The 4,414-nt window shown below is 67.4% G+C and carries 2 protein-coding genes; both read left to right on the top strand.

What is annotated here, in order from left to right; translation table 11 throughout:
- Window positions 1-3,064, top strand: a 3,064-nt coding sequence (locus tag NOSIN_RS26545) for a condensation domain-containing protein (protein WP_227015435.1), incomplete at its 5' end; no start/stop codon positions are given.
- A gap of 6 nt (window positions 3,065-3,070) precedes the next feature.
- Window positions 3,071-4,414, top strand: a 1,344-nt coding sequence (locus tag NOSIN_RS26550) for a non-ribosomal peptide synthetase (protein ID WP_143833091.1), incomplete at its 3' end; no start/stop codon positions are given.

The raw sequence follows: 4,414 nt of genomic DNA on the forward strand, positions 1-4,414 counted from the left end.
GCTCTTCCAGCACCAGACGATCGCTGAGCTGGCTCCGGTCACCGAGCAGCGCGAGGGTTCGCAGGTGTTGGCCGAGCAGGGCACGGTCACCGGTCCGGTCGAACTCACCCCGATCCAGCGCTGGTTCTTCGAGCAGGGCTTCGCTCGCCCCGACCACGTCAACCAGTCCCTGCTGATGGAGGTCGGGGCGGACCTGACTGGTGGTCAGTGGCAGCAGGTGGTGCGGGCCCTGCTCGAACAGCACGACGGGCTGCGCACCCGTTTTCTGCGCGAGGGCGGGCAGTGGCGGGCCGAGGTGGCGGACATACCCGACGCCCTGCCCTGGCAGGAGCACGACCTGTCCTCGTACCCGGCCGCCGAACGCGAGGACCGGTTGGTGCAGATCGCGCAGCGGATCCAGTCCGGTATGGACGTCTCCGCTTCGCCTCTTCTGCGGGCGGCGCTGTTCACCGGGTTGCCGGATTCCGACGGTGTGGGAGCCGGTGGTGGTGACCGGTTGCTTCTGGTGGCCCATCACCTGGTGGTGGACGTGGTTTCCTGGCGTGTGTTGTCGGAGGATCTGGACACGCTGGTTGAGCAGGTGCGTGGTGGGCGGGAGTTCGCTCTTCCCGCGAAGACGAGTTCGTGGCGGCAGTGGGCCGAGCGGTTGCGGCGGGAGGGTTCCAGCGCTGACACGTCGCGGGAGTCGGATTACTGGCGGGAGCAGACCGCTCCGGTCCGCGCTCTTCCCCTGGACGGACCCGTTGAGGGCAATACGATCGGTCGCAGCCGTGTCCACGAGGCCGTGCTCAGCGCCGACCAGGCGCGTGCGCTCCTGCAGGACGTTCCGGCGGCTTTCAACACCCAGGTCAACGACGCGCTGTTGACCGCGGTGGCCAGTGCGGTGGGCGCCTGGACCGGGGACGGCCATGTCCGTGTCGACCTGGAGGGGCACGGCCGCGAGGACCTCTTCGACGACATCGACGTGTCCCGGACCGTGGGCTGGTTCACCACCATCTCGCCGGTGCGCCTGCCGGTTCCCGACGCGGACCAGCTCGCGGAGGGACTCAAGCGGACCAAGGAACTGCTCCGCGGGCGGCCCCGCCAGGGCATCGGATACGGCCTGCTCGCCTATGGCTTGGACCATGAAGGCGCCGAGACGGGATCTGCCGGTGCTGAGCCGGAGGCTTCCGCCCAGGTCAGTTTCAACTATCTCGGTCAGTTCGACGGGACCGCGGCCGGTGGTTTCGCCGCCCACTCCGGCAAGGCCGGCCCGGACTGGGATCCGGCCAACCAGCGCCCCTACCTGATCGACATCGTCAGCCACGTCCAGGACGGCCGTTTGTACATGCGGTGGACCTATGACGGGGACGCTTTCCGTGAGGAGACCGTGCGGCGGGTGGCAGAGCACACCCTGGAGGTGTTGACCCGGCTCACCCGCGAAGCCCGCGATCCCGACGCGGTGGTCTACAGCCCCTCGGACTTCCCGGCCGCCGGGTTGGACCAGGAACAGGTCAACGACCTGGTCGCACAGGTGCGGACGCTGCCCGAGTGGCGCTCGGCGACGACCCCGCGCCCTTTGGCCGACGCCTATCCCCAGACCCCCATCCAGCAGGGCCTGTGGTTCCAGAGCCAGCTCTCCCAGGGCGAGGGGGTCTACCACGTCCAGATGATCCTGCGCATCGACCAGGAACTGGACACCGACGCCTTCTGCCAAGCCTGGGCACAGGTCATGCGCCGCCACCCCATCATGCGCACCGGGTTCCGCACCACACAGGACAACCAGCCCCTGCAACTGGTCTGGGCCGAAGTCCCCGTTCCGCTTCAGACACAGGACTGGCGCTCACAGACCGCAGAGGAACAACAAGAGCGTGTGGACGCCTACCTGCGCCAGGACCGCGCTGAGGGTTTCGACCCCCAGGACGCTCCCCAGTGGCGGATGCTCCTCGTCCGCACGGCCGATGACGGCTACCAACTGATCTGGAGCGCCCACCACGCGATTCTCGACGGGTGGAGCATCAGCCTCATCCTCAACGAAGCCGTGCAGTGGTACGGGGCCTTCACCCGCGGCGAGCACGTGGAGAAGCCTTCGGCAAGGCCCTACCGCGACTACGTGTCCTGGCTCGGTCGCCAGGACATCGAAGAAGCCGAACAGTACTGGCGCGACACGTTGAAGGGCGTCGAGCAGGCCGCTCCGCTGGCCATCGGTGGCCGATCCGGGCTACAGGACAGCGGCCCCGTCCCACCGGCCACGGTCACCGCCCATCTGAGCGGGGACGAGACCGCGCGGTTGCAGGAATTCGCCCAACGCAACCGGCTCACGCTCAACACAGTGCTGCAGGGGTGCTGGGCCCTGCTGCTGTCCCGCTACAGCGGCACCGACGACGTCGTGTTCGGCACCGTGGTCTCGGGCCGTCCCTCCGAGATCGAGGGCATCGAGCGCACAGTCGGCCTGTTCATCAACACCCTCCCGCTGCGGGTCGGTGTTCCCGAGCAGGAAGCCGCCCTGGAATGGCTGCACGGCCTGCAGGAACAGGCCATGCGGATGCGCCAGTTCGACTACAGCCCGTTGAGCGAGGTCCAGCGGTGGAGCGGACTCCCCTCTGACGCTTCGTTGTTCGAGACCCTCTTCGTCTTCGAGAACTACCCGGTGGAGAAGGACGATTCGGCGGTTCTGCAATTCGAGATGACCCGCTCCGAGGAGCGTGTCAACTACCCGCTGGCGATAGTCGTGGTGGCCCAGGACCGGGTGGAGATCTCTGCTCAATACGACCCCGGCCGGGTGGACAGAGAAGCGGTCGAACGCATGCTCGCTCATCTCCAGAGCGTGTGCGCACAGATCGTGCGTGATCCCGAGTCGCCACTGAGCAAGGTCGACATTCTCACGGAGGAGGAACGGCGGCAGATCCTCCAGCAGGGAACCTCGACGGCCTCGGAGGTGGCGGACGACGCCGACTTCGACCTCGCGGCCCTCGCCACGGACATCGAGTCCTCCGAAGAGCGGAAACTCCTTGAGCAACTCGTCGCAGAGGTTCAGGGAATGTCGCCGAGTGATCTTCAGCTCCCAGACGACCGAGACGAGTGAAGCACCATGAGTGAGCTTATTTCTCAGCTTGAGAACCTGTCGCCGGAACAACAGGCCCTACTACGTCGCCGGCTCCAGCAGGCCAAGCGGCAGCAGGAGGCGCCGCCGGTGTCCTTGCCGGGGTTGTTCGCGGAGCGGGCGCGCCGTTGTCCGGACCGGGTGGCGGTTGTGGCGGATGACCGCCAGTTGAGCTACGGCGCCCTGGACCGGTGGTCCAACCGGGTCGCGCACCTCCTACGGGACCGCGGGGTGGGCCGGGAGAGCCTGGTCGGCCTGTGCGTGCCCCGTTCGGTGGAGATGGTCGTCGCGCTGCTGGGCATTCTCAAGGCGGGCGGGGCCTATGTTCCGCTGGATCCGTCCTACCCCCGCGAACGTCTCGAGTTCATGGTCTCCGACGCGGGGCTGCGGGCCGTGCTGGCGTCCCGGTCGGTTCTCGGAGTACTGCCCGAGACCGACGCTCCGGTGCTGGCTGTGGAGGACTTCTGGTCGGAGTTGGCGGACTGGCCCGACACCACGCCCGAGACCGGACCGGAGGAGTGGGACCTCGCCTACGTCATCTACACATCCGGCTCCACCGGAAAGCCGAAGGGTGTCCAGGTCACTCACCGCGGTTTCCGCGATCTCGCCCGATGGCAGTACGAGAACTATGGTCTGGAGACTCCGCAGCGAGTCCTACAGGGCACGTCGCTGAGCTTCGACATCTCCGTGTGGGAGCTCTGCGCGGCGCTGCTGTCCGGCGGGATCCTGGTGGTACCGCCTCCCGACCTCAAAATGGCCGGCTCCGACCTCGCTGATCTGCTGATCGAGCAAGGGGTCGAGAACATCAGCCTGACGCCGGCCGCGCTTTCCACGCTGCCGGAGAAATCCCTACCGTTCGTACGCTGCATCAGTGTCGGTGGTGACGCATGTCCCCTCGACCTGGTCCGTGTCTGGGCGCCCGGGCGAGCGTTCTTCAACGGGTACGGTCCGACGGAGGCCACAGTCGGTGTGTGCCTGGCCCGGTACACCCCCGACCTGGAGCGTGTCCACATCGGCCGCCCCATCCCCGGGGCGCAGTTGTACATTCTCAACCCGCGTCATCAGCTCCTGCCCGCCGGTGTCGTGGGTGAGCTCTGCATCGGTGGGGCCGGGCTGGCCCGCGGGTACCTGCACCGGCCGGACCTGACCGCCGAGAACTTCATCGCCAACCCCTTCAGCGAGCGTTCCGGCGACCGCCTCTACAAGACGGGTGATCTGGCCCGGTTCCTTCCCGACGGCAACATCGAGCTGCTGGGCCGGGTCGACGACCAGGTCAAGATCCGTGGCTTCCGGGTCGAGCTGGGCGAGATCGAGGCCGTGCTGGCCCAGCAC

The sequence above is a fragment of the Nocardiopsis sinuspersici genome (assembly GCF_001998325.1).
Lineage (GTDB): Bacteria > Actinomycetota > Actinomycetes > Streptosporangiales > Streptosporangiaceae > Nocardiopsis > Nocardiopsis sinuspersici.